Source organism: Sagittula sp. NFXS13, assembly GCF_040148795.1.
GTDB lineage: Bacteria > Pseudomonadota > Alphaproteobacteria > Rhodobacterales > Rhodobacteraceae > Sagittula > Sagittula marina.
In genome coordinates this window covers 177926-200191 of sequence record NZ_JAGEMH010000005.1, presented here as the reverse complement: position 1 = coordinate 200191, position 22266 = coordinate 177926, and the positions used below count along the sequence as shown (strand labels likewise).

Annotated in this window: 19 protein-coding genes, 1 pseudogene and 1 riboswitch; of the genes and pseudogenes, 10 read left to right on the top strand and 10 right to left on the bottom strand. The window is 62.3% G+C overall.

Annotated elements, in window-relative coordinates; translation table 11 throughout:
* The first annotated feature begins 1 nt into the window (after nucleotide 1).
* Both J4E08_RS13130 and J4E08_RS13125 read left to right on the top strand, forming a co-directional pair.
* Nucleotides 2-1453 carry a mannitol dehydrogenase family protein gene (locus tag J4E08_RS13130; protein WP_349538885.1) on the top strand — a complete coding sequence of 484 codons (1452 nt, stop codon included), beginning with the start codon at nucleotides 2-4 and terminating at the stop codon, nucleotides 1451-1453.
* Nucleotides 1450-2355 (top strand): sugar kinase, encoded by a 906-nt coding sequence (locus J4E08_RS13125; protein WP_349538884.1) that lies wholly within the window; start codon nucleotides 1450-1452, stop codon nucleotides 2353-2355. The genes J4E08_RS13130 and J4E08_RS13125 overlap by 4 nt, the downstream gene beginning before the upstream one ends.
* Before the next feature lie 45 nt (nucleotides 2356-2400).
* Here J4E08_RS13125 and J4E08_RS13120 read toward each other — a convergent pair.
* Nucleotides 2401-3647: pseudogene (locus tag J4E08_RS13120) on the bottom strand (aldehyde dehydrogenase family protein).
* A 330-nt stretch (nucleotides 3648-3977) separates the two neighbouring features.
* Nucleotides 3978-4805 carry a phosphogluconate dehydrogenase C-terminal domain-containing protein gene (locus J4E08_RS13115; RefSeq protein ID WP_349538883.1) on the bottom strand — a complete coding sequence of 276 codons (828 nt, stop codon included), beginning with the start codon at nucleotides 4803-4805 and terminating at the stop codon, nucleotides 3978-3980.
* A gap of 97 nt (nucleotides 4806-4902) precedes the next feature.
* Here J4E08_RS13115 and J4E08_RS13110 point away from each other — a divergent pair, with 97 nt between their 5' ends.
* Complete coding sequence (locus tag J4E08_RS13110) at nucleotides 4903-6267, top strand: four-carbon acid sugar kinase family protein (RefSeq protein WP_349538882.1); 1365 nt, start codon at nucleotides 4903-4905, stop codon at nucleotides 6265-6267.
* Here the strand turns inward: J4E08_RS13110 and nanR are convergent.
* The 7 genes from nanR to J4E08_RS13075 all read right to left on the bottom strand — a co-directional run bounded on the left by nanR (nucleotide 6252) and on the right by J4E08_RS13075 (nucleotide 14151).
* Nucleotides 6252-6998: a transcriptional regulator NanR gene (nanR, locus tag J4E08_RS13105; RefSeq protein ID WP_349538881.1), complete on the bottom strand. Its 747-nt coding sequence runs from the start codon at nucleotides 6996-6998 to the stop codon at nucleotides 6252-6254. The two genes, J4E08_RS13110 and nanR, sit on opposite strands and share 16 nt — an antisense overlap.
* Before the next feature lie 116 nt (nucleotides 6999-7114).
* On the bottom strand, nucleotides 7115-8842 hold the full coding sequence (locus tag J4E08_RS13100) for a D-apionate lactonase family protein (protein WP_349538880.1): 1728 nt from the start codon (nucleotides 8840-8842) through the stop codon (nucleotides 7115-7117).
* Nucleotides 8839-9855: a Gfo/Idh/MocA family protein gene (locus J4E08_RS13095; protein WP_349538879.1), complete on the bottom strand. Its 1017-nt coding sequence runs from the start codon at nucleotides 9853-9855 to the stop codon at nucleotides 8839-8841. The genes J4E08_RS13100 and J4E08_RS13095 overlap by 4 nt, the downstream gene beginning before the upstream one ends.
* A 12-nt stretch (nucleotides 9856-9867) precedes the next feature.
* Nucleotides 9868-10929, bottom strand: coding sequence for an ABC transporter permease (locus tag J4E08_RS13090; protein ID WP_349538878.1), 1062 nt, complete (start codon nucleotides 10927-10929; stop codon nucleotides 9868-9870).
* The gene (locus tag J4E08_RS13085; protein WP_349538877.1) at nucleotides 10926-12485 is read right to left on the bottom strand and encodes a sugar ABC transporter ATP-binding protein; all 1560 of its coding nucleotides are present in this window, start codon (nucleotides 12483-12485) and stop codon (nucleotides 10926-10928) included. Before J4E08_RS13085 ends, J4E08_RS13090 begins: the two co-directional genes overlap by 4 nt.
* Nucleotides 12482-13120: a DUF2291 family protein gene (locus J4E08_RS13080; protein ID WP_349538876.1), complete on the bottom strand. Its 639-nt coding sequence runs from the start codon at nucleotides 13118-13120 to the stop codon at nucleotides 12482-12484. Before J4E08_RS13080 ends, J4E08_RS13085 begins: the two co-directional genes overlap by 4 nt.
* Before the next feature lie 71 nt (nucleotides 13121-13191).
* On the bottom strand, nucleotides 13192-14151 hold the full coding sequence (locus tag J4E08_RS13075; protein WP_183968275.1) for a D-ribose ABC transporter substrate-binding protein: 960 nt from the start codon (nucleotides 14149-14151) through the stop codon (nucleotides 13192-13194).
* Nucleotides 14152-14282: 131 nt separating this feature from the next.
* Here J4E08_RS13075 and oiaX point away from each other — a divergent pair, with 131 nt between their 5' ends.
* Complete coding sequence (gene oiaX / locus J4E08_RS13070) at nucleotides 14283-15527, top strand: 3-oxo-isoapionate-4-phosphate decarboxylase OiaX (RefSeq protein ID WP_349538875.1); 1245 nt, start codon at nucleotides 14283-14285, stop codon at nucleotides 15525-15527.
* 949 nt (nucleotides 15528-16476) lie between these two features.
* A complete protein-coding gene (locus J4E08_RS13065) occupies nucleotides 16477-16671 on the top strand; it encodes a hypothetical protein (RefSeq protein WP_349538874.1) in 195 nt (64 codons plus the stop codon).
* Between the two features lie 107 nt (nucleotides 16672-16778).
* Here the strand turns inward: J4E08_RS13065 and J4E08_RS13060 are convergent, their stop codons facing one another.
* On the bottom strand, nucleotides 16779-16943 hold the full coding sequence (locus tag J4E08_RS13060; protein WP_349538873.1) for a hypothetical protein: 165 nt from the start codon (nucleotides 16941-16943) through the stop codon (nucleotides 16779-16781).
* Between the two features lie 391 nt (nucleotides 16944-17334).
* Between J4E08_RS13060 and metK the strand changes: the two genes are divergently transcribed.
* From metK to cobW, 5 genes are all read left to right on the top strand, one after another.
* A complete protein-coding gene (gene metK / locus J4E08_RS13055) occupies nucleotides 17335-18516 on the top strand; it encodes a methionine adenosyltransferase (RefSeq protein WP_349538917.1) in 1182 nt (393 codons plus the stop codon).
* Between the two features lie 671 nt (nucleotides 18517-19187).
* The gene (locus J4E08_RS13050; RefSeq protein WP_349538872.1) at nucleotides 19188-19346 is read left to right on the top strand and encodes a hypothetical protein; all 159 of its coding nucleotides are present in this window, start codon (nucleotides 19188-19190) and stop codon (nucleotides 19344-19346) included.
* A 405-nt stretch (nucleotides 19347-19751) separates the two neighbouring features.
* Entirely contained in the window at nucleotides 19752-20426 is a 675-nt protein-coding gene (gene bluB, locus J4E08_RS13045) for a 5,6-dimethylbenzimidazole synthase (RefSeq protein ID WP_349538871.1), read from the top strand.
* Nucleotides 20427-20505: 79 nt separating this feature from the next.
* Nucleotides 20506-20714, top strand: a riboswitch (cobalamin riboswitch).
* Between the two features lie 92 nt (nucleotides 20715-20806).
* Nucleotides 20807-21205, top strand: coding sequence for a DUF1636 family protein (locus J4E08_RS13040; RefSeq protein ID WP_183968265.1), 399 nt, complete (start codon nucleotides 20807-20809; stop codon nucleotides 21203-21205).
* Nucleotide 21206: 1 nt separating this feature from the next.
* Nucleotides 21207-22262, top strand: a complete 1056-nt coding sequence (gene cobW / locus J4E08_RS13035; protein ID WP_349538870.1) for a cobalamin biosynthesis protein CobW — start codon at nucleotides 21207-21209, stop codon at nucleotides 22260-22262.
* The last annotated feature ends 4 nt before the right edge of the window (nucleotides 22263-22266 follow it).

Genomic DNA, 22266 nt, shown 5'->3' with positions numbered 1-22266 from the left:
GATGCGTCTGACAACCCTTGAACAGGTGCCCGCTGCCCTTCGCCCCGGATATGACCCCGCCGCGCATGGCGTCGGGATCGTTCACCTTGGCCTTGGCGCGTTTCACAAGGCGCATCAGGCGGCGCTCACCGATCTGGCAATGAGCGCGGAGGGCGGCGATTGGCGCATCCTTGGCGTGTCGCTGCGTTCGCCCAAAGCCTCCGAAGATCTGGCGCCGCAAAATGGCCTTTATACGCTGATCGAAAAAGGCGCCGAAGGCACGAATGCATGCGTGATCGGCGCCATCGCCGATGCCATCTGCTCTGCCGGCAACCCGGAGCCCACCTTGCAGGCCATGACCGCCGAAGGGACCAGGATCGTGTCGCTGACAGTGACCGAGAAGGCCTATGGTCTGAACCGCGCCACAGTCGGTTGCGATCCGGAACACCCCGCCGTGGCCGCCGATCTTGCCAACCCGCAGGCGCCTCAGGGCGTGCTGGGGCTGCTGACCGAAGCGCTGCGCCGCCGCCGCACCGCCGAGATTGCGCCGTTCACCGTTCTGTGCTGCGACAACCTGCCGGAAAATGGCACCTTGTTGCGCGGGGCCGTGGTGGATTTCGCCCGCAAGATCGACCCGTCGCTGGCGGACTGGATTGCTGAAACCGTGGCCTTCCCCTCGACCATGGTGGACCGAATCACCCCCGCCGCGACCGCCTCCACCCTGGCAGAAGCGCAGGCCCTCACCGGCACCGAAGACCACGCCGCCATCGAGACCGAGCGTTTCGTGCAATGGGTCATAGAGGACAATTTCCCGCAGGGGCGTCCGGCTTGGGAAGCCGCCGGCGTGATCTTCACCGAGGATGTCCCGGCTTTCGAGGCGATGAAGCTACGGATGCTGAACGGCGCACATTCCATGCTGGCCTATGCCGGCTTCCATGCCGGGCTGCCGCTGGTGCGTGACGTGATGTCCCACGCGCCTTTGGCCAATCTGGTGCGCAGGCATCTGTCCGCCGCAGCAGCAACCCTGCCCCCGATCCCGGGTATTGACCTCGATGCCTATGCGGCAGCGCTGGCGGCGCGGTTCGAAAACCCTGGCATTGCGCATGAGACCTATCAAATCGCCATGGACGGGTCCGAAAAGATGCCGCAACGCATCTTCGCTGCGGTCGAAGACGCACGGACACGCGGCGTCGACATTCGCCCCTTTGCCTTTGCCACGGCGGCTTGGGCACGGCACGTGTCAATGGCGACCCACGACTGCGCCCCCTACGAATTGCGCGACCCGCGTGCCGACGCATTGCGCCAAATGGCCGAGGGCAAGGAGGCGGATGACATCGTATCCGCCCTGCGTGGCGCGCCCTTTGTACCGGCGAGCCTGTTTTCGGACATGGATTTCTGGACGACCGTCGAAGGCATTCTTGCCGAGATGTTGTTCGACCCCATGACCGTCGTCATCGCGCGCGAGGCTTCATGAGCCGCTTCTTGTCCATTGGGGAGTGCATGTTGGAACTGTCCGGCGCTGGCGATGACCTGTGGCGGATGGGCATTGCGGGCGATACGCTGAACACGGCATGGTACGCCCGTGCCTGTCTGCCCGACAGCTGGCAGGTGGCTTACGGCACGTGCATCGGGAGCGACCCGTTTTCGGCGCGTGTACCTGCCTTTCTGCAAGAGAACGGGATCGAGGTGGACCGCATCCAGACGCATCCGACGCGCTCTGTCGGGCTGTATGCGATTTCTCTGGTCGAGGGGGAGCGCAGCTTTGCCTACTGGCGCAGCGCATCCGCGGCCCAAACCTTGGCGGACGATCTGGAACAGCTCGAAACCATGACGCGCGAGGCGCAGGTAATCCACGTTTCGGGCATAACCTTGGCGATCCTGCCGCCTGAAGGGCGGCGGCGGCTGATTGAAGTCATGGCACGGCGCCGGGCCGAAGGTGTAACCGTCTCGCTCGATCCCAACATCCGCCCGGCGCTCTGGGAAGACATGGACACGGCAGCGGAAATCCTCACCCAAGCCGCACGTGCCGCGACGATCCTCTTGCCCAGCTTCGACGACGAACAGGCCTGCTTCGGCGACGTGACCCCGGCGGCCACACTGTCGCGCTACGCCGCTCTCGGCGCTGATACGGTCATCGTAAAAAACGGCGGCGGCGCGATCCTCGCACGGCACGAGGGCCAATCGTATGAATCTGGGGAGCTTGCGCAGGTGACGCCTGTTGACACAACTGGCGCAGGAGACAGCTTCAACGGAGCATGCCTCGCGGCGATTGCCACTGGCAGCCCCCTTCCCGATGCCGTTGCTGCTGGTCACACTGTTGCCAGCAAGGTTGTTATCCACCGTGGCGCGTTGATGCCGATGGATATGATTACCTGAAAGAAAGGGCGCACCGCAGAGAGGTGCGCCCAATTTATTAATCGCTTATGCCGCTAGCGCGATGGCTTTGGCATTGACGAATTCATGCATCCCAAATCCGCCGTGTTCGCGGCCGTACCCGCTGTCCTTCACACCGCCAAAGGGCATCTCGGGCGTGGCGAGGTTGAAGTGGTTGATGAACACCATCCCGGTGTCAAAGTACGTCTTCGCCAGCTCGACCGCACGCTTTTCATCTTTCGAGAAGATGCCGCCGCCCAGCCCGAAACGGCTGTCGTTGGCGATCCGCATCGCGTCCTCGTCGTCCTTTGCCCGAATGACAGAGGCCACGGGGCCAAACAGTTCTTCGTCATACGCGGGCTGACCCAGTTTCACGTCGGTCAAAACAGTCGAAGGGTAATAATAGCCTTTACCGTCCGGTATCTCGCCGCCCGTTGCAATCTTTGCACCGGCTTCCACACTGTCGCGCACCTGCTGATGTAGTGTTTCGCGCAGATCGGACCGTGCCATCGGGCCCAAGCCCGTGTCTTCCTTTGTCGGATCCCCCAGAGTGATATCAGACATGGCCTTTACGAAGCCTTCGACAAACTGGTCATAAACCTTGTCGGCGACGACGAACCGCTTGGCGTTCACGCATGTCTCGCCATTGTTATAAAGTCGCCCGGCCACACATGTCTTGATCGCCAAATCAAGGTCAGCATCTTCAAGCACGAGATAGGCATCGTTCGACCCCAGCTCCAGAACGGTTTTCTTGAGGTGCTCGCCCGCCGTCTTGGCGACAACGCTGCCAGCCTTTGCGCTGCCAGTGCAATTCTCCGCGTGCTTCAGCAGGACACCATTGCCGGCCATCAGGTTCGCGATGGAATAGCGCACCGCCTGATACGCCGGGAAATTCCAAAGCTGAATGCCGTAGATCACGCCGGTCGGGGAGTATGTGACAATGCCTTTTCGGCCATCTCGGAGGGCGCGTTCCTCATCGGCCAGAACCTCGGCCCTGCTTGGCGGTGTAGGCGCAAATCCCGGCACACAGGTCAATCTCGTCGCGGCTATCAGACAACAGCTTGCCCACCTCGGGGGTCATCAACTGCGCGAACTCCTCGTTGCGCGCGGTCAGCTCTTCGCCAATGCGCGCGATGATCTGTGCCCGCTCGTCCAGTGTCTTCAGCTTCCAAGCAGAAAAGGCCGTGTGACACTTTTCCAGTGCTGCGAACGATGCCATCGTCGGACATGAGAGGATAGCTGTTCAAATCGGCTTCGGTGGCCGGGTTCACGGTTTTGAGTGGTTGCGCGCTCATGAAGAGGACTTCTTTCATCATTCGTTTGACTATGAGACCCTCTGTCTTGAGGGGATATGTTCCCTATGCCCCCTGTCACGGTCGTGAGAGCACCCGCACCGACGTGCGCAGAGCCATCGGCCTCAGCCCCTCCCCAACCATATGGGATGTATCGCTTGGCGCATGTCTTGGCGCTGTCTCACTGGCCCAAGGATGAGTGCGATGCGCAACTCTGGGGTTCACCCCGACGCGCTTCGCCGTATTCAGGAAGCCAGAAAAACACAGCGATGACCCGCAAAAATGCGACGCCTTTTGCAAGGCGTCGCATCCATGCCAGGCGAACGCCTCGATTCAGGTGATGCGTTGAATGCTGGCGGCGATTTCGTCCATTTCAAACACGCCTTTCCAGTCGTCGCGCATCAGCGCGGGCTTGCCGAACTCAATCGCCTTGTTGCACGCGTCAGAGAACTGGCCGTCGATCTCGTCAAAGATCACAGCGCCGAGGATGTTCATATGCCCCAGCAGGAAATCCCGGGCGCAGTCATAGCTGACACCACGCGCGACGACCTCGTCCATGGCCTCCCGCATCACCATCAACAGCGAGGCACAGACGGTTTCCGACAGGCCCGGTTCCAGCAGGGCCATCTGTTCCACAGTTACGCGATAGCTGCGCGCGACCGGGGCATAGATGGCTTTCGCAACGGTCTCTCCCAGCGCGAAGTGCTCTTCCGGCCCCTGCATAAGCGCGTTCACCACACCCTGCTGCGCGGCGACACCGCCAAAATGGTCGTTGCGCCCGGCCTCCGTGCTTTCGTTGTTGAAGATCGGCGGATGGCAGGGATGCGTCACGAAATAGGTGATGTCATCGCGCTCCGGCAGGTGCCCGGCGAAGGGCGCCGCCGCATCAAGGATCACAATCACCGTGCCCGGCGCGACCTGCGGCACGACCGAAGCCGCGACCTTGCCGATCACCGTGTCCGGTACGGCAAGGATGACAACCTCGGCCCCCTCCAGACCACTTGCCGCGTCGACGGCATCGACGCCGACTTCGGCCTTCAGACGCGCCTTTCCAGGTTCACTGATCTCAATATGGCTGACATCGAAATCCGTCTTCGCAAGATTGCGCGACAGGCGGACCCCCATTTTGCCGCCTGCCCCGAAAAGCGCGACTTTGGTCATTTTGGTTCTCCTCCGGTGGGGTTGTCTAACTGGTATGATCAGATAATATGCATGAAGTAATGTCAACAGGTGTCCACAAGGACGCAGGAGGAAGACCATGGCGCCACGACTGGCCTGGCTTGGGGATGATTTCACGGGCTCTGCCGCAGTGATGGAGGTGCTGGCCTTTGCCGGTCTGCGCGCGGTGCTGTTCTCTGGCGTGCCAACGGGCGCGATGGCCGCGCGCTTTGCCGATGCGGATGCGGTTGGCATTGCCACCACCGCCCGGACCGAGACCCCCGACCAGATGCGCGCCAGCCTGCCCGATCCGCTGGCGTGGCTGGATCGCACAGAGGCCGAGATCCTGCATTACAAGGTGTGCTCCACCTTCGATTCCGCACCGCACAGCGGCAATATCGGCACGGCCATCGACCTGTGTTTGCAGCAGCGCGCATCGGACGCCGTGCCGATGGTGGTCGCCGCGCCCCAAATGCGGCGCTATCAGGCGTTTGGGCACCTTTTCGCGGGGACCTTTGACGGTGTGTTCCGGCTTGATCGCCACCCGGTGATGTCTCGTCATCCGGTCACCCCGATGCAGGAAGCCGACCTGCTGCGCCATCTCGCGCCACAGACCGACCTGCCCTCTGCGCTCATTGACCTTGAATCGCTCTGGTCCGATGCCGGCGCCAGCGCGCTGCAATCGCATCTGGACGCGGGCGCGCGCGTTCTGTCCCTCGACAGCATGGACCCCGCCAGCGAAGAGGCCGTGGGCCACCTGATCTGGGAAAATCGGGCGCGCCTGCGGGTTGTTGTCGGATCGCAGGGAGTGGAATACGCACTGGTGCGGCACTGGCAGCGCAGCGGCGGCATCGCCCCCGCCCCATCCGTGCGGGGAGCTGGCGCAGTCTCCCAAATCGCCGCCGTTTCCGGGTCCGTCTCACCCTCTACCGCGCAGCAACTGGCCTGGTCGGCGGCAAACGGCTTTGCCGTGATCGGTTTCGACACGGTCTCCGTGCTGGGGGACGCTTCCGAGCGGGAAGCCGAGATTGACAGCTGCATCGCCGCCGCCACGCAGGCCGCCGCGCAGGGGCACAGCCCTCTCGTCACCTCCGCCGAGGGGCCGGACGACCCGCGCGTGGCCGCTTTCCGCGCGGCCCTCGCGACATCTGAGCTGTCCTCCGAGACCGCAAACGCGCGCATCGGCCAAGCGCTTGGCCGTGTGCTGGATGGCGTGCTGCACGCAACGGGCATCCGACGCGCAGTTATCTCAGGCGGTGACACCTCGGGCCATGGGATGCGCGCCCTGGGGCTTGAGGCCCTTGAGGCCCTCGCCCCCACCATCCCCGGCGCAGCGTTGTGCATTGGCCACGGCGGCAGCGCCCACGACGGTTTGCAGATCGCGCTGAAGGGGGGCCAGATGGGCAGCGAAGATTTCTTCGGCTGGATTCGCGACGGCGGGGGGCCGCGTCAGGGGTCGGCCTGATCCTCCGGACTGCCGTGCGGCTCAAACGACACGCGAGACCGTTCGAGGTGCCGGCGCATTTCCTCGATGGCGCCCGCCACATCGTGTGACTCGATGTGATCGACGATCTTGGCGTGTTCTGCCAGCGTCACATCCTCGCTGCCCGAGCGGTGCAGCAGGCTGACGTGATATTCAAACAGCCAGCCCAGCATGGCGTCGGACACCGACAGGATGATCGGGTTGTTCGCCAGCTCTGCCAACTTGCGGTGAAATGCCATGTCCGTGGCGATAAAGGCCGTGGCGTCGCCCAGCATGGCGCGTTGCCGGTCGATCAGGGCGCGCAGGTCCGCCACGTCGGCTTCGGTAGCGGTCTCGGCAGCGACGCGCACCATGCCCAGCTCGAACATTTGCCGCGCATGTTTGAGGTGGTCGAGATTGGCCGGTGCGCTGTCCAGCAGCAACCGCGCCAGCTCGTCCGACTGGGTCAGCACGCTGCCTGCCGTCAATTCGTTCACGCGCGACCGCTCGCCATGGCTGATGGTGATCAGCCCGCTGTTGTGCAGCGACTGCATCGCCTCGCGCACCGCCGGGCGGCCCACACCAAAGCGTTCCATCAGCGCGCGCTCTGACGGCATGTAGTCGCCGGGCTTCAGCTCATGCGTGCGGATCATCTCGTGCAGGCGTTCCAGCACCTGCTCCGAGAGCTTGCGGCGGACGATCTTTTCGTGACCGGGCTTTGCGGAACTGTCCATGGCGCTGGCTCTCCTGAAGGTCCCGGACCTCTGTGGTGCGGGACTGGTCATCTTTGGTGACGAGTACCCTATGCCCCGTCAAGGCTCAATGCACAGGCGTCGCTCCCCTGCCGAGATCAGCGGGGCTGGCGGATGTCGTGGCCAAAGGGCATCAACCCATCTATCGGTCGGTCCGTCAGGTTGGCCCTCAGCAGAACACGGTCGGTTTCAAGGATGGCCTGCCCGCATGTCACCTCCGCCCGCACGATCCGCTGCCCGGCCATGGCCGACATGGCGCGCAGCACCGTCGGAAGCGGGCCGGGATTGCCCACCACGCCGCGCGGGCCATACAGCGATGCAGGCGTCCAGACCGCGATGTCGAAGGGCGCAAGCGCCGCCAGCAGCCCTACCGCATACGCCGCCCCAAAAGCGCCGCGATGGCGCGGGTCGTCATTGCTCATGCAGACGCGGCCGCCATCGGGATTGGGGATTGTGCGCGTGCCGTAGGGGTTCTGACGCATGGCGATGGTGGCAGGGCCGATGCGGTAAGGTCGGTCGCCGATAATCGCCCGCGCCGACCGCGCGATATGCGGCACCGCCTCCAACGTCTCCATAACCGACAGATCATCGGCGGCGTGAACGATCGGACACAACCCGTGGCTGATGAAATCGAGCATATCCACAGGGGGTCGCTTGCGGTTCAGCTCTGTGAACAGGCTCGCCATGCCCCCGCCGTGCGGTAGATCCGGAAAGGCCGTCTCGATGGCCGCGTGGACCTCCTCCAGTGGCGGACACGCCGGCCATTGTGATCCCGGCGGCGTCGACTGGCGGTCGACGGACGGGCAGCCAAAGACCGAGGCCGGGGCAAAGCCGCTCTGCGCCATGGCGCGTGCGTGACCGGACAGCTCCTCTGCCGGGGTCTGCAAGCCATCGAACCGCCCGATGAGTTCGAGGTCAAAGGCAACGCCCACCGCCGCAGCCTGCGCGGCGGCAAAGGCCCGCATCTGTCCGGCCACGTCGCCCAGCGTCGCATCCACGTGGCACAACAGCCGCTGCGGCTTCACCACTTTTAGATCGTCGGGCCATGCGGCAAGGCACTTCGCGTCCTGCGCCGTCAGCACCAGCGCCAATTCCGGCACATGGGCCGGCGTGAGGGGCCGCGCCACGGGGCGCGCTTTCGTCTTGCAGGCGGTCCAGCTGACCTCGACCGCCTGCTGCACTTCTTCCCCATCGGGCAATTCGTAGGGCCACGGCAGTGCCAGCGGCCGGTTGTAGGTCTTGAAGGACGCATCGCCCCACTGTCGTTGATCTTCCATCTCGAAGGTATCGCCAGACAGGGCACAGCGCACGCGCAGGCCGTTGGCCTCATGCTCCAGCGCCGCGATGTCCATGAAGGGCTGCCAAGGTTCGATCAGCTCGGGAAAGCGGCTCTCCTCGACGCGGCCATCCGCATGGGTGACGCGCGCGGGGCAGCCCGCGACGCCCTCGATCGGATGCAACACGGTGAATCCCGCACGGTTGGTTTCAAATGCGCCATGCGCCCTCCCCTCACCGGTGACCGTCACGCCATCCGCCTGCAGCGTCACGTGGACCGTCACATCCAGCCGCCCTGCGCCGTTGACGAAGCGCAGCGGCCAAGACAGATGCAGCGCATCCCCATCATGCCGCCGCTCCACCACGCCGACGTTCGCCACCAACGTGCCCCAGTCCCGGTCCCGCGCAAGAAACGCGATGGAGCGTATGACCTCCACGCCGCCGACGCGAAGATGGCGCAGCGCGCCCGCCTGCAGGGTCAATGCAACGTCACCATGTGTGACCGTTTCGATGGGCGCCGGCGGCTCTTCGGTGCCGTAAAGATCCCTCAAAGTTCTGACAGCGCGACGCTGCGCCTCTCCGCTGCCGACAGGTAGGCCGCCTCCACCAGGGCAAATGTGCGCAGGTTGTCCTGCCCGGATGTCTCCGGCGCTGCGCCGCTGCGCAGACAATCGACAAAGTGCTTCTGGATTAGCAACACGCTTTCCTGAATGTTGTGCCATGGCCGTTCGGCCCAGGGCAGAACCGGCGGAGCCACATCGCGCACCGCCTCTGTCGCCCCCTGCATCGTCAGCCGATACCCTGCATCCAGCCGCAACGTACCGCCAGTGCCGTCGATTTCGAGCAGTGTTTCGGGGAAGGTCTCAGGGCGGCGCTGCGTGGCATAGGAACAATCTACCACCGAGGTCACGCCCGACCCGTGCGACAGCAGCATGGTGGCCACGTCCTCGCCTTTGATCGCCGGGTTGATCCGCCGCGTGGTGGCGCTGATCCGGTCCACGTCGCCGAAAAGCGCGCGGGAAATGTCGAGGATATGAATGCCCAGATCTTCGATGATGAACCGCGTGCCTTCCGCGAGATACGGCTGGCCGGAGAACACATCATAGCCCGACCGGAACGACACCCGGCCAAAGAACGGGTCCCCGATGGCCCCGGCGCGGACCGCGTCGATGGCGGCGCGCACCGCCGATTGCCAGCGGAAATTCTCGTGCACCATCAGCGTCTTTCCGGTGGCGGCGACCGCCTCCACCATGGCCCGCGCATCGCCCATGTTCAGGGCAAAGGGCTTTTGACAAATGACATCCACCTGCGCCGCGGCGGCCATCTCCACCAGTGGGCGGTGCGATCCGACCGTTGTGGCGATGTCGACGAAGTCAAACCCGCCTTCCGCGAACATCTCTGCCGCGTCGGCGTGCCGGCGTGTGATGCCGAACTGCTCCCCTGCCTCCGTCAGGCGGGCCTCGTCCTGGTCACAGATGGCCACGATCTCGACGCCATCTATGTCGCGCCATGCGTGCAACTGGTTACGGGCAAAGAAACCGCAACCGATCAGGGCACCTCTCATCTCGATCCTCCCTTATTTGCCGACCGCGGCCTGCGCCTGCAGCGCGACCTTGGCCTGCACCTTTTGTTGTGCCTGGTCCAGCACCACGGCCGCGATGATGACAATCCCCTTGATCACGGTCTGCCAGAAGGCCGAGACCCCCATCATCACCAGCCCATCCGACAGCACCCCGATGACGAAGGCACCCACGATGGTGCCACCGATGCGTCCGCGCCCGCCGGACATGGACGTGCCCCCCAGGACCGCCGCCGCGATGGCGTTCAGCTCGAAGGTATCGCCGGTCGCCGGATGCGCTGCAACCAACTGCGAGGAGATGATGATCCCCACCAGCGCCGCGCAGAAGCCCGAGAACATGTAGACAAAGTACTTCACATGCGTGACTTTTACGCCGGACAAGCCCGCCGCGCGCTCGTTGCCGCCCACCGCGTAGATGAACCGCCCCAACGGCGTGCGCCGCGCGATGTAGGCGGCCAGCAGCCCCACGGCGATCAGCATCCAGATGGAAATCGGCACGGCGAGGAAATCACCCGACCCGATCATGCGGTAGCTGGCCGACCCATACTCTGGATTGCCGGTCAGGTTCGGAAAGGTCTCGCCCTCGCTCGACAGCATGGCCGCGCCGCGTGCGATATACAGCGTGCCCAGCGTCGCAATAAACGGCGCCACATTGAGCTTGGTGATCAAAAAGGCGTTCAGCGCCCCGATGGCGATGCCGACGCAGGCCACGAGAATGCAGATCTCAAGCGTGTTGAACTGGATCGACCAGCCCAAGCCAAAGTTCATCCCGTTGAGCAGCAGATAGCCCGCCACCATCCCGCACAGCCCGACGATGGAGCCGACCGACAGGTCGATGCCGCCTGAGACGATGACAAAGGTCATGCCGATGGCCAGGAAGGCGTTCAGCGCCACGTGTTTCGACATGATGACCATGTTCGCCGCCGACAGAAAGTTTGGCGCGAAGATCGAAAAGAACATGAACACAAGGATCAGCGCGATGAAGGTGCGCGCCTTCATTACCAGCAACAGCGTCGAGTTTGAACCGCCCATGGCGGAATTTGCAGTCATGTCGGTCATTTCACTTTCCCCTCTGCGCCGCGTGGCGCCGATGCCGTGACAAGCGCCGTTTCCGTGGCGGTCTGCTGGCTGAATTCTCCGGTGATGCGGCCTTCGGCCATAACGATGATGCGGTCCGACAGGCTCATGACTTCCTCCAGATCAGAGGTGACGAAAACGATGCCGAGACCATCTGCCGCCAGTTGACGCATGACGCGAAACACCTCGGCCTTGGCACCAATGTCGATGCCGCGAGACGGCTCGTCCATCAGCAGCACGCGCGGTCCCGTCATCAGCGCCTTGGAGATCACGACCTTCTGCTGGTTGCCCCCCGACAGTGCCGACACCTGATGTTCGGGCGAGGCGATCTTGATCACCATGCGCTTGACAAAATCCGCCACGCGGGTGCGTTCCGCGCCGAGATCCATGTCGATGCCGCCGCGCGTGATCGCGCCCAACGAGGATAGAGTCATGTTCTCGCGGATCGACAGGATCTGTACCAGACCGTCGTGCTTGCGGTCCTCGGGGATCAGCGCCAGCCCGTGCGAAATGCGATCTGACACGCTGGGTTTGCGCATCTTCCTGCCCGAGACATGGACCTCTCCGGCGGCATGCTGATGCCGCCCCATGATGCATTCCAGAAGCTCGGTGCGCCCGGCCCCCATCAACCCATAGATCCCAAGGATCTCGCCCTCGCGCAGTGAAAGCGACACACCGTCCACCACAAAACCGCCAGAACTGTCGGGCAGGCGAATGTTCTCGACCCGCAGCGCCTCCGCGCCGAAGGGATGTTCGATTTCCTTGGCAAAATCCTTGGAGCTGTCGCCGATCATGTTGCGCACTATCCAGGGAATATCGACCCCTTCCATCGACTGCGCGCCGGTGATGACGCCATCGCGCAGGACCGTGATGTAGTCACCCACGCGGATCAGCTCCTCCAGCCGGTGCGAGATGTAGACGATTCCGACGCCCTCGGCCTTCAGCTCGTCAATCACGCGGAACAGGATTTCCACCTCCGTGCTCGACAGGGCCGAGGTCGGCTCGTCGAGGATCAGGATACGAGCGTTGCGCGCAAGGCTCTTGGCAATCTCGACGATCTGTTGCTGCCCGACCTTCAGGTCACCCACCAGCGTGTCCGGGGCGATGTCATGTTCCAACCGCTGCATCAGCGCACGGGTTTCGGCATGTTGCGCCGCGCTGTTTATGTCGATGCGCCCGCGGGTCTTTTCATGCGCCATAAAGATGTTGTCCGCCACCGACAGGTTCGGGAACAGGTTCAGCTCCTGGAAGACGATGCCGATCCCGTGGCGCTCTGCATCGTCGGTCGACGACAGGTGCACCACCTCGCCGTCCATGCGCACCTCTCCCGAGGTCAGCTGCTCCACCCCGGAGATGACCTTCATCATCGTCGATTTGCCCGCGCCGTTCTCGCCCACCAGCACGTTCACCGCGCCCATGCGCAGGTCGAAATCCACATCCTTCAGCGCAACGGTGCCGGGGTACACCTTTGTCCCACCCCGGATGGACAGGCCCACGGGATGCGTCGTCTCTGCCGTCAGGTCCGAATGCGCGGTCATGGCGTGCCCATCGTCAACGCGGTCGGCACGATTTCCGGCGTGTCGGTGGCGTTGCGCAGGGTAAAGACGCCGGTAAAGCTGACGGTCTCGCCCACCACGTCGCCCTCGGGCTTGGTCAGTCCGCTTGCCGCCTGATCGTTCATCGCGCGGGCGAGCTTGGCAAACTCAATCTGGTCCCGGAAATCGGTGAACACGATAAAGGGCATGGCATCGCGCAACGCGGTGCCCCGGATCACGGGGCCAAGTTGCAAGGTCACATCCGCCGCGCCGTCGCCGTCCATGTCCACCTGCATCTTGGCGGCGCGACTGTCCAGCCGGGCTTCCGTCACCGTGCCACTGCCGGTCACTGCAAAATTCCACGGGTTGGCTTCACCATCGGGGCGCAGGCCGTAAGCGGCACCGGCGGCGCCCATCCCCTCTGCCAGTCGGTTGCGCAGGGTGTCGTAATCCACCGCGTTCTCGGCGATGACGGGCTGCACCTGGCTCTCCCAGGCCTCGGCGACATAGGCCGCCATGCGTGCCTCGTCGGTCTGGGGCACATTGGCCGTGTCAGCGGGATCGGGGTCGGGCACGATCTGACAAGCTGTCGCCGCCAGCGACAGGCAAACCGTGGCCACCATGGAAATGGGGCGCATGAGGGTATCCGTAAGTCAGAGTCGGGGCGGCGCAAGACCTCTCGCGCCGCCGGTCGTGATCCGCGGGCGGATCAGTTGGTGGCGGCATCCGCCAGTGCAAAGGTCTCGAGCCGGGCGGCATTCTCTTCGTTGATGAGAACGCAATCCATCAGCTGCTTTTCCGGCTGTCCGGTGGACCCGGTCTGCAGATACTGGTCCGCCTGCTCCACGGCCAGCTGAGCCTGACGATAGGCCGGCTGCAATACGGTCGCCTTGATTCCACCGTTCAGGATGGAATCGCGCACATCGTTCGATCCATCGAAGCCCACGACGATCACCTCGGTGCGCCCGGCGGCCTCCAGCGCGGCCCATGCCCCCATGGCCATGGTGTCGTTGCCACAGATCACGCCCTTGATGCCGGGATTAGCCTGAAGGATGGTCTCCATCTTGGCGTAGCCTTCGGTTTGGGACCAGTTGGCCGACTGCTGCGCGACCATTTCCAGATCCGGATACTGGTCGATGATGTCATGGTAGCCCGCCGAGCGGATGCCCGCATTGGTGTCCGCCTCGCGGCCCAGAAGCTCCACATACGGGCCCTCTTCGCCCATCAGCATGACGAACTCTTCGGCCCCGAGCTGCGCGCCCTGGTAGTTGTTGGACACGATCTGGCTGACGGCGATGCCGCTTTCCTTGATCTCACGGTCGATCAGGAAGGACGGAATACCCGCGTCCTTGGCCCGCTGCACCGGCGCGACGGTCGCATCGGCGCCTGCATTGTCAAGGATGATGGCCTGCGCACCGCGCGCGATGGCCGTGTCGAACATCTGCGATTGCTTGTTGGGGTCGTCATCATGCACCAGGACCAGCGTTTCATAGCCCAGCTCTTTTGCGCGCGCCTCTGCGCCCACGGCCTCTGCCTTGAAAAACGGGTTGTCGTGGCTCGGCGTGATGATCGCGATCAGCCCTTTTTCCTGTGCCTGCGCGGCACGGACAGTGGGCAGAACGGCGGTGATGGCCAGCCCGGATACGAATAGACGGCGTGTAATGCTCATGAATGTCTCCTCCACCGATCAGACGGCCCGGCACGGACCTTCCTCCCTGATCGCCTTCAGCCTGTTGGATGATTATCGCGTTGTCAACAGGTATGATGAGTATTACTGTTTGATCCAAGGAGGAGCCAGCCATGACCGACGAATTCATCCGCGTGACCTATCGCATCGAATGCCCCGGCAGCGTGGAGGCCATGGCCGCCAAGATCGCGTCGGATCAATCCACTGGCACCTTCACCGAACTGCCGGGCGAAACCGATGCCGTGCGCCGGCGCTGCGCCGCGCGGGTCGAAAGCGTCACTCCCCTGCCCCCGGCGCAGACACCCGGCTTCCCAAGCGACGCGCCCGGCCCGTTCAATCGCGGCGACGTTGTGATCGCCTACCCGCAGGAGGCGATCGGCACCGACATCGCCGCATTGATGACAGTCACCGTCGGCGGTGTCTACGCGGCGCGCGGGCTGACAGGCGTGCGGGTTATGGACTTCGACCTGCCCCAGGCCTGGGCCTGCCACCCTGGCCCGCAGTTCGGCATCGCCGGATCGCGTCGCCTGATGGGCGTAACCGAGGAGCCGATGATTGCCTCTATCATCAAGCCGTCGCTGGGACTGACGCCAGAGGACACCGCGCAAGTCGTGGCCGAGCTATGCGAGGCCGGGGTCGATTTCATCAAGGACGACGAAAAGATGATGAACCCCGGCTACGCCCCGCTGAGGGCGCGGGTGGATGCCATCATGCCGGTCATCGAAGCCCACGCACACAAAACCGGCAAGCGGGTGATCTATGCCTTCGGAATCTCTTCCGCCGATCCCGACCAGATGATGCAGGCGCATGACTATGTGGCTGATCGGGGCGGACAGGCCGCCGTTATAAACATCAATTCCATCGGGCCCGGCGGGATGAGCTTTCTGCGCAAACGGTCCCGCCTGTGTTTGCACGCGCATCGCAACGGGTGGGATATTCTGACGCGCCACCCGGCGCTGGGGTTGGAATTCCGTGCCTATCAGAAGCTCTGGCGGCTGATGGGTGTGGATCAGTTTCAGATCAACGGCATCGCCGCAAAGTACTGGGAACCCGACGAGAGTTTCGTGCGCAGCTTTCATGACGTGATGACGCCCATCTTCTCCGAGGCCGACCGCCCGCTGCCTGTGGTGTGCTCCGGCCAATGGGGCGGTCAGGCGGTGGAAACCTACCAGCGCACGGGTCAAACACTGGACCTGATGTATCTCGGCGGTGGCGGCATCCACGGGCACCCCATGGGAGCTGCCGCCGGGGTGCGCGCCATCCGCCAAGCCTGGCAAGCGGCGGCCGAGGGCGAGACGCTGGCTGACAAGGCCGCGCACAGCCCCGAGTTGCGCGCTGCGTTGGAAAAGTGGGGTTGAAGCCCTCGGCCCCAGATCCGCGTGCAGTTTTGACATGCGCCCCGATTTCGAAGCCGCATCGCCATCGCGCTGTTCAACATAGCGGCATTGGTTTGCTCAAAGACCTCGTTGTTCGGCTTTGACAAGTCATATTCCGCTGCTCTGCCTACTCTAAATGGCGCGGAGATTGGACTCGCTGCGGCCGTTGCGCTCAAAGGCCGCGCAGACGGTTGAACCAAGGCCCAACACGCCTTGATCTCGCCGAAGCGGAGAAGCGCCCTGCCCGATGCAATCATTTTTGCGGCGGGCGGAGCAGCGGTTGCAGTCCACGCACGACCGCTTCGATTCTCACCCAGTCGCGCTGAATGGCATCGCGGCGGGTTCCAGACCGACTGGCGTCTCAGCGGCTGTGCGAGCATGTCGAAGGCGCGTTACGCACCACGGTTGCTTTCGTGGCGGGTGGCAAAATCAGGGGCGTCTGACAGCTGCGTTGAAAGACGATTAGCAGCCGGAAGGGCGGGGATATTTCGCCGCCAAGCCCTCCAGCCCAGGCTGCCTTGGGTCTCGTCCGCCTGCATGCAAGTGCTTCGGGGAGATCGATTTTGGACTGAGAGGCCAAGGCGAACCCATCGAGCTGACTCTGGCGATACCAGCATAGGGAACGAAGCACTCGTCGATGGGACAGCTCGCAATGCATGCACCACCTAATTTGTCACTCCTTCGTGCCGATCACTCAAAAAGGGTTCAAAACTGACCCGGTTATCGGCGGCATACTACTCGCTATGAAGCTGAAAGCAGCCGACTGAACTATACTGCTTTACCCCTTTAATAAGGGGCGATCATCGTCTGACCGAGCCCGCTTGCAGTGTTTTCGCCATAACAGCTGGGTTGCGCGACAAAATCGCCGGGTCACCAGCAAACGAACCGTTGGCAAAAAAATCATTTTCGACATGAGCAAACTCACAACAAGATGCAGATCTCTCCGCTTTTGCAAAGGCTTGTGGCCGGCGGCCCTGTCACGGCCAAACCCTACGAGCGTGATCGTCCCGAACGCCTCGCAGGCTTGATAGACAGAGGCTGGAACATCTTGCGCAGGACGCTGCTGGTGGTTGAGAACACCAATCCGCGTGTTTTCGAAAGCCTGTATCGGCGCCCAAAACCCTGACCCGGATATACCCTGGTTGCCTCTCAGAAGGTACCGGGGCCTCGTGACGTTGTCGCTCTATTTTTGTGTCGAATTGCCTTGGAAAACAAAATCCGAAAGTAAATTTTTCATTCCTTCTTAACCGCCGGCACATACGCTGAGGCTTTTCGGGGATGATGCTCTGCATCGTAAAGGAAGCGCTTTCCGGCCCCGATCTGGGCAAGAGTGGCTTTCAAAGTGGTGCAAAAATCTTCTTCGACGATGGCAACCCAGACCTCTGTGCGTTCGACCATTTCGAGGTCGAGTTTGCCAAGGACGAAACCATTGGACCTTTGATAGTGCAGATAGATGACGACATCTTCACGCGGGACCCCGGCGGGTCAGAGGGGCATCGTGGCAAGATCGCAGCCGCCCTGAGTTTCACGTCGCGGTTTGACGCCATATGTTTGCGTCCTCAATCGCCACATGGAGGACAACTTCCTCGGTCAAGACGTCGCCCAAGGCATGCCGGAAACGATGCCCATGTTACCCGGATCGAACAAGGTAACCGACCCGGCGAAAGGCGCGTTTTTACAATATCAGCAAGGACAGCCAGCCGCATTGCACGTCGGTCTACACTGGCGATCTCCCCCTATGTGAACCCACTCACTTCTCCAAAGTATTAACTTGTATCTCGGGATCGAAATCATGACCAAGCACTTTCTCTTCACGTCAGAATCCGTGTCAGAAGGGCACCCGGACAAGATCTGTGATCAGATCTCCGACGCCATTCTGGACGCTTACCTGGCGCTCAATCCTCAGGCCCGCGTCGCCTGTGAAACACTGGCAACGACCAATCACATCACCATCGCAGGCGAGATCAAGGGGGCGGAACTCAGTGAGGCTGAAGTGGACGCCATTGTGCGAGGCGTGATCCGGGACATCGGCTACGAACAGGAGGGGTTCCATTGGCAAACGGTGGAAATCGTGAACCGGCTCCACAGTCAATCGGCGGACATTGCGCAGGGCGTCGATGCTAAAACAGGTGAGGAGGAAGGGGCCGGCGATCAGGGCATCATGTTTGGCTACGCGTGTTCGGAAACACCAGAGCTGATGCCGGCGCCGATTCTGTACGCGCACAAGATCCTTGAAACCCTGTCGCGCGATCGAAAGGCCGGTCTGCTTCCCGAACTCGGGCCTGATGCGAAGTCCCAAGTCACCTGCCGATATGAAAATGGCCGGGCAGTCGGCGTTGATACTGTGGTCGTCTCTACCCAGCACGGTGAGGGCGTGTCGCAGTCGGCCGTCGAAGAGATCGTGCGCCGCTATATCGTCGCCGCCCTGCCCGAAGACTGGGATCTGGAAAAAGCGCGCGTGCTGATCAACCCTACGGGACGTTTCGTGGTTGGGGGGCCGGATGGCGACACCGGCCTTACTGGACGCAAGATTATCGTGGACACATATGGCGGCGCGGCTCCGCACGGAGGCGGTGCGTTCTCCGGCAAAGATCCGACCAAAGTGGATCGGTCGGCCGCCTATGCAGCACGCTACCTGGCAAAAAACGTCGTTGCAGCGGGGCTTGCCGAACGCTGTCAAATCCAGCTTGCCTACGCCATTGGCGTGGCGGCGCCCGTGGCGCTTTATTGCGAGACATTTGGCACTGGCCTCGTGTCCGAAGCGGCGATCGCCAAAGCCCTGCGTGAATTGATGCACCTTACGCCGAGGGGTATTGCTTCACATCTGGGGTTGCGGCAACCGATCTACCGGGACACGGCCGCCTACGGGCACTTTGGACGCACCCCCACAAACACCGGCTTTAGCTGGGAACGTACCGATTTGGTGCACTCTCTCAGGGCGCGCTTCCCGACGCTCTTGGCTGCCGAATAGACCGGGCTCGACGTTGGTCAAGACAGGTGTGCGCCCTGAAGCGCGCGGCAGGTTTCTGACACCCTTGATCTGCTGGATCATTGCGCGTCCGGCCAGAAACTCCGTTTGACTGACGGCGGCAGCAAGCCCATTTGCCGCAAGTAGCCGGTCACCAGCCTGTGCGGGCGCCGTGTAAAACCGGCCCCGCCCGAGCTGCACGCCGGACATATCAACGTAACCAAACAGGTGTCAAAAGCTGATCGGCAGGTCTCAAGTGTGCCTTCGGTGTCTGGCTGCGCGGTGTGTCGAAATACTTAGATCGCGCCGTTTCAACAGCCTCGACCCAAATTCGGCCAACTGCTTATTCGGATGAAATGCTCCTACTAGAAGGTCTAGTAGGATACTGTCATCGTTAGGATTAGAATGCGTATTCAAGGCCGGAGGAAAGACGGCTTCAGCAATGGGTGAAAGCCTCGGTATATCGGGTGCAGAAGTCGTGATCCCGATGGACAGCCCCTGATATCGATTCTGGCAGATCTTTAGGAACTGGCAGACAAGCATCGACGTGGTTCTCTCGCCCTTCCATCTGACATAGCCAGCCTTTTCCGTGCTCGCCATCAGTGCCGGCTTTAGGAACAGAACCTTTCCGCACAGGCCAGCCCGCCGTTCTGTAAACGGTGATTACGGAGATAGTGCAGCTCGACGAGAAGCAGGTGTCGCAATTGCTCAAACGTTTGCAGAGCGACGAGCTGGTGACCATCGCGATCTATGATATGGATCGCCGTGAGAAGCGGATTGGCCTTGAAAAAGCTCGGAAGCGCCGTCCCGATGGTCCAAAAAGGCGACCATGAGTCGGGCGACTATTCCTATCGGTTGGGGTCGGGGGCCCGCCGCTGCGACCGGAGCGGCGTCGTGCCACAGGCAGGCTGTCTGAGGGGAGCTTAAGAGCATTTTGCAGCTTATCGATACGTTTTACAGGCGCACCAGCGGCGAGGAAAGACCGCGTGACTGTTCAAATTCCCTCGCCAGGCGTCGCGCTTTCTGTCAGTCCATGACGAATTCGCCGCCACTTTCCACCCAAAGTGCCACCGCCTGACTACAAAAACCGCAACGACACGCTCGATTTGCACATGCGGCCTTCGGATTGGCCATACCGCAGATATGACTGCATGCGGGAGTTCGATACCTAAGCGTGGCCTCGGGCGACCATCATGGCAAAGCCCATCACATTGCGATTTTCTTTTGCGGAGGCTCATATGCCCAAATCTCCGGCGCCAGAAACGGCGCGTGAATTCAACCCTGACGAGCGTGCCGCGCTGTACGACATAATAAACGCGCGACGGGATGTGCGGAACGAATTCCGCTCAGATCCGTTGGACGAGGCCGCTTTGCGGCGCGTGCTGGAGGCGGCACATGCGGCACCCTCGGTGGGCTTCATGCAGCCTTGGAATTTCATTCTGATCCGCGAGATGGCGCAACGCGAAAAGGTGCAAAAACTCTTTGCCGAGGCCAATGACGAGGCAGCCGAGATGTTCCCCGATGAACGTCGCGACGCCTATCGGGCGTTGAAACTCGAAGGCATCTGCAAGGCCCCTTTGAACATTGCCGTGACCTGCGACCGGACGCGCGGCGGCAAGGTGATACTGGGGCGCACGAACAACCCTGAAATGGACGTATATTCAACGGTTTGCGCCGTTCAAAACATGTGGCTCGCCGCCCGTGCGGAAGGCATTGGAATGGGTTGGGTCAGCATCTTTGACCACGAGGTGCTGAAGCAGATTCTGGGTATCCCGGAACATGTCGAGCTGGTGGCGTATCTCTGTCTGGGTTATGTTGACAAGCTGTTCGATCAGCCTGAACTGGCCGCACGCGGATGGCGTCAGCGCCTGCATCTGGACGACCTCATCATGCAGGAACATTGGACTGACTGACACCACCGATCGCGTCGACAGGTTGCAGGATCAACGAAAAAATCTCCGACACCCCGATTGACAAGCGCATCAGTTTCGAACCAATTGCACGTGTGTTGGTGCCTGTGAGAACAGGTGAAAAGGGAATGTGCGGCCCTCTACTCTGGAGGGTTAAGCACAGCCGCCCCCGCGACCGTGACCGGAAAGGTTGTCCAAAGCCACTGGCGAAAGCCGGGAAGGCAGGACCGCCGCCGGGCCTGAGGCCCGATATCCGCAAGCCGGGAGACCTGCCAACGCAAACCGAGTGTAACCGGACGGGGTGTTCCGGTGACGGAGTGCGCCCTGGCAACAGGACCCTTCCGCCATCTGACCCGCGTCCCATACAAAATGGGACCGAGGATATGACCACAGCTGGCTCAGTTCAGCCGCGCGCAGAGCTTCTGGTCTGCATCAAATGTCGATGCGGACAGGACCTACCTGCCGACGCGCGACGCCCCGGACAGATGTTGTTTGACGAGATCGCCAGCCGCCCCTGTCCCGAGGGCCTGACCGTCACGCCTGTCGAATGCCTTCAGAACTGTGACCATGGCTGCACCATCGCGCTGCGCGGAGGTGATGCCCGCTGGACCTATGTTTTTGGCCGCGTCGATCCAGAGGTGCATCCGGACATGATCCTCGACGGTGCCGCGCAATATCACGAAAGCGCTGAAGGCATCATCCCGTGGCGGCAACGCCCGGAACATTTCAAACGCAACTGCATCGCCCGTATCCCCCCTGTTTCCATGCCCGAGGACGCCTGACATGACCGAACTTTCAAAGCTGCCTGTCACCGTGATCACGGGATTTCTGGGGTCTGGCAAAACGACCCTGATTTCCCACCTGCTGCAAAACCCCGGCGGGCGCCGGCTGGCTGTCGTTGTCAACGAATTCGGCGATGTGGGTGTGGATGGCGAGATCCTCAAGGGCTGCGCCCTGCCCGACTGTCCGGCGGAAAACATCATGGAGCTGGCAAACGGTTGCATTTGCTGCACCGTCGCGGATGACTTCATCCCCACGATCGAGGCACTGATGGCACTGGAGCCGCGTCCCGATCATATTCTCATCGAGACATCCGGCCTCGCCCTGCCGAAACCGCTGCTGAAGGCCTTTGACTGGCCAGACATCCGGTCGCGTATCACTGTGGACGGGGTAATCGCGCTCGCCGATGCAGAGGCAGTGGCCGCCGGGCGATTTGCTCCGAATGTTGCAGCGGTCGACGCGCAGCGCCTGGCAGATGACAGCCTCGATCACGACACCCCTCTGTCGGAAGTTTTCGCGGATCAGATCGCCTGCGCGGACATCATCTTGTTGACCAAGCCCGACCTTGCCGGGCCTGATGGTGTGGCAAAGGCAATGGCCCGGATCGCGCAGGACGCGCCGCGCGCGCTGCCAGTGGTCGAGGTCGCCGAAGGCGCCGTGGACCCGCGCGTGATCCTTGGTCTTGGTGCTGCGGCAGAGGATGACATTGCTGCGCGCCCGTCTCATCACGACGACCATGACGACCACGAGCATGACGATTTCGAGTCGATCGTTGTGGACATCCCCGAACTGGCGGACCCGGCGCAGCTTGTGAACGCCATCGAAGGACTTGCGCGGGATCACAACATCCTGCGGGTGAAGGGATACGCCTCCGTGGCGGGCAAGCCGATGCGCCTTCTGGTGCAGGCTGTAGGCGGTCGCGTGCGGCACCAGTTTGATCGCGCCTGGCGAAAGGATGAGCCGCGACAGGGCAGGCTTGTCGTGATTGCCGAACATGACAACATCGACGCGCAGGTCATTGGCGCGGCCCTGATCCCTGCTCCACAACTCGCTCAGTAGCGCA

What these genes read in the sequence shown, in the direction of transcription:
- J4E08_RS13095 (WP_349538879.1), bottom strand. Translation starts at nt 9,855, where the DNA reads ATGAGAGGTGCCCTGATCGGTTGCGGTTTCTTTGCCCGTAACCAGTTG.
- oiaX (WP_349538875.1), top strand. Translation starts at nt 14,283, where the DNA reads ATGACCGACGAATTCATCCGCGTGACCTATCGCATCGAATGCCCCGGC.
- J4E08_RS13060 (WP_349538873.1), bottom strand. Translation starts at nt 16,943, where the DNA reads ATGGTCGAACGCACAGAGGTCTGGGTTGCCATCGTCGAAGAAGATTTT.
- J4E08_RS13090 (WP_349538878.1), bottom strand. Translation starts at nt 10,929, where the DNA reads ATGACCGACATGACTGCAAATTCCGCCATGGGCGGTTCAAACTCGACG.
- cobW (WP_349538870.1), top strand. Translation starts at nt 21,207, where the DNA reads ATGACCGAACTTTCAAAGCTGCCTGTCACCGTGATCACGGGATTTCTG.
- J4E08_RS13110 (WP_349538882.1), top strand. Translation starts at nt 4,903, where the DNA reads ATGGCGCCACGACTGGCCTGGCTTGGGGATGATTTCACGGGCTCTGCC.
- J4E08_RS13130 (WP_349538885.1), top strand. Translation starts at nt 2, where the DNA reads ATGCGTCTGACAACCCTTGAACAGGTGCCCGCTGCCCTTCGCCCCGGA.
- J4E08_RS13125 (WP_349538884.1), top strand. Translation starts at nt 1,450, where the DNA reads ATGAGCCGCTTCTTGTCCATTGGGGAGTGCATGTTGGAACTGTCCGGC.
- J4E08_RS13080 (WP_349538876.1), bottom strand. Translation starts at nt 13,120, where the DNA reads ATGCGCCCCATTTCCATGGTGGCCACGGTTTGCCTGTCGCTGGCGGCG.
- bluB (WP_349538871.1), top strand. Translation starts at nt 19,752, where the DNA reads ATGCCCAAATCTCCGGCGCCAGAAACGGCGCGTGAATTCAACCCTGAC.
- J4E08_RS13075 (WP_183968275.1), bottom strand. Translation starts at nt 14,151, where the DNA reads ATGAGCATTACACGCCGTCTATTCGTATCCGGGCTGGCCATCACCGCC.
- J4E08_RS13115 (WP_349538883.1), bottom strand. Translation starts at nt 4,805, where the DNA reads ATGACCAAAGTCGCGCTTTTCGGGGCAGGCGGCAAAATGGGGGTCCGC.
- J4E08_RS13040 (WP_183968265.1), top strand. Translation starts at nt 20,807, where the DNA reads ATGACCACAGCTGGCTCAGTTCAGCCGCGCGCAGAGCTTCTGGTCTGC.
- nanR (WP_349538881.1), bottom strand. Translation starts at nt 6,998, where the DNA reads ATGGACAGTTCCGCAAAGCCCGGTCACGAAAAGATCGTCCGCCGCAAG.
- J4E08_RS13065 (WP_349538874.1), top strand. Translation starts at nt 16,477, where the DNA reads ATGCAGATCTCTCCGCTTTTGCAAAGGCTTGTGGCCGGCGGCCCTGTC.
- J4E08_RS13085 (WP_349538877.1), bottom strand. Translation starts at nt 12,485, where the DNA reads ATGACCGCGCATTCGGACCTGACGGCAGAGACGACGCATCCCGTGGGC.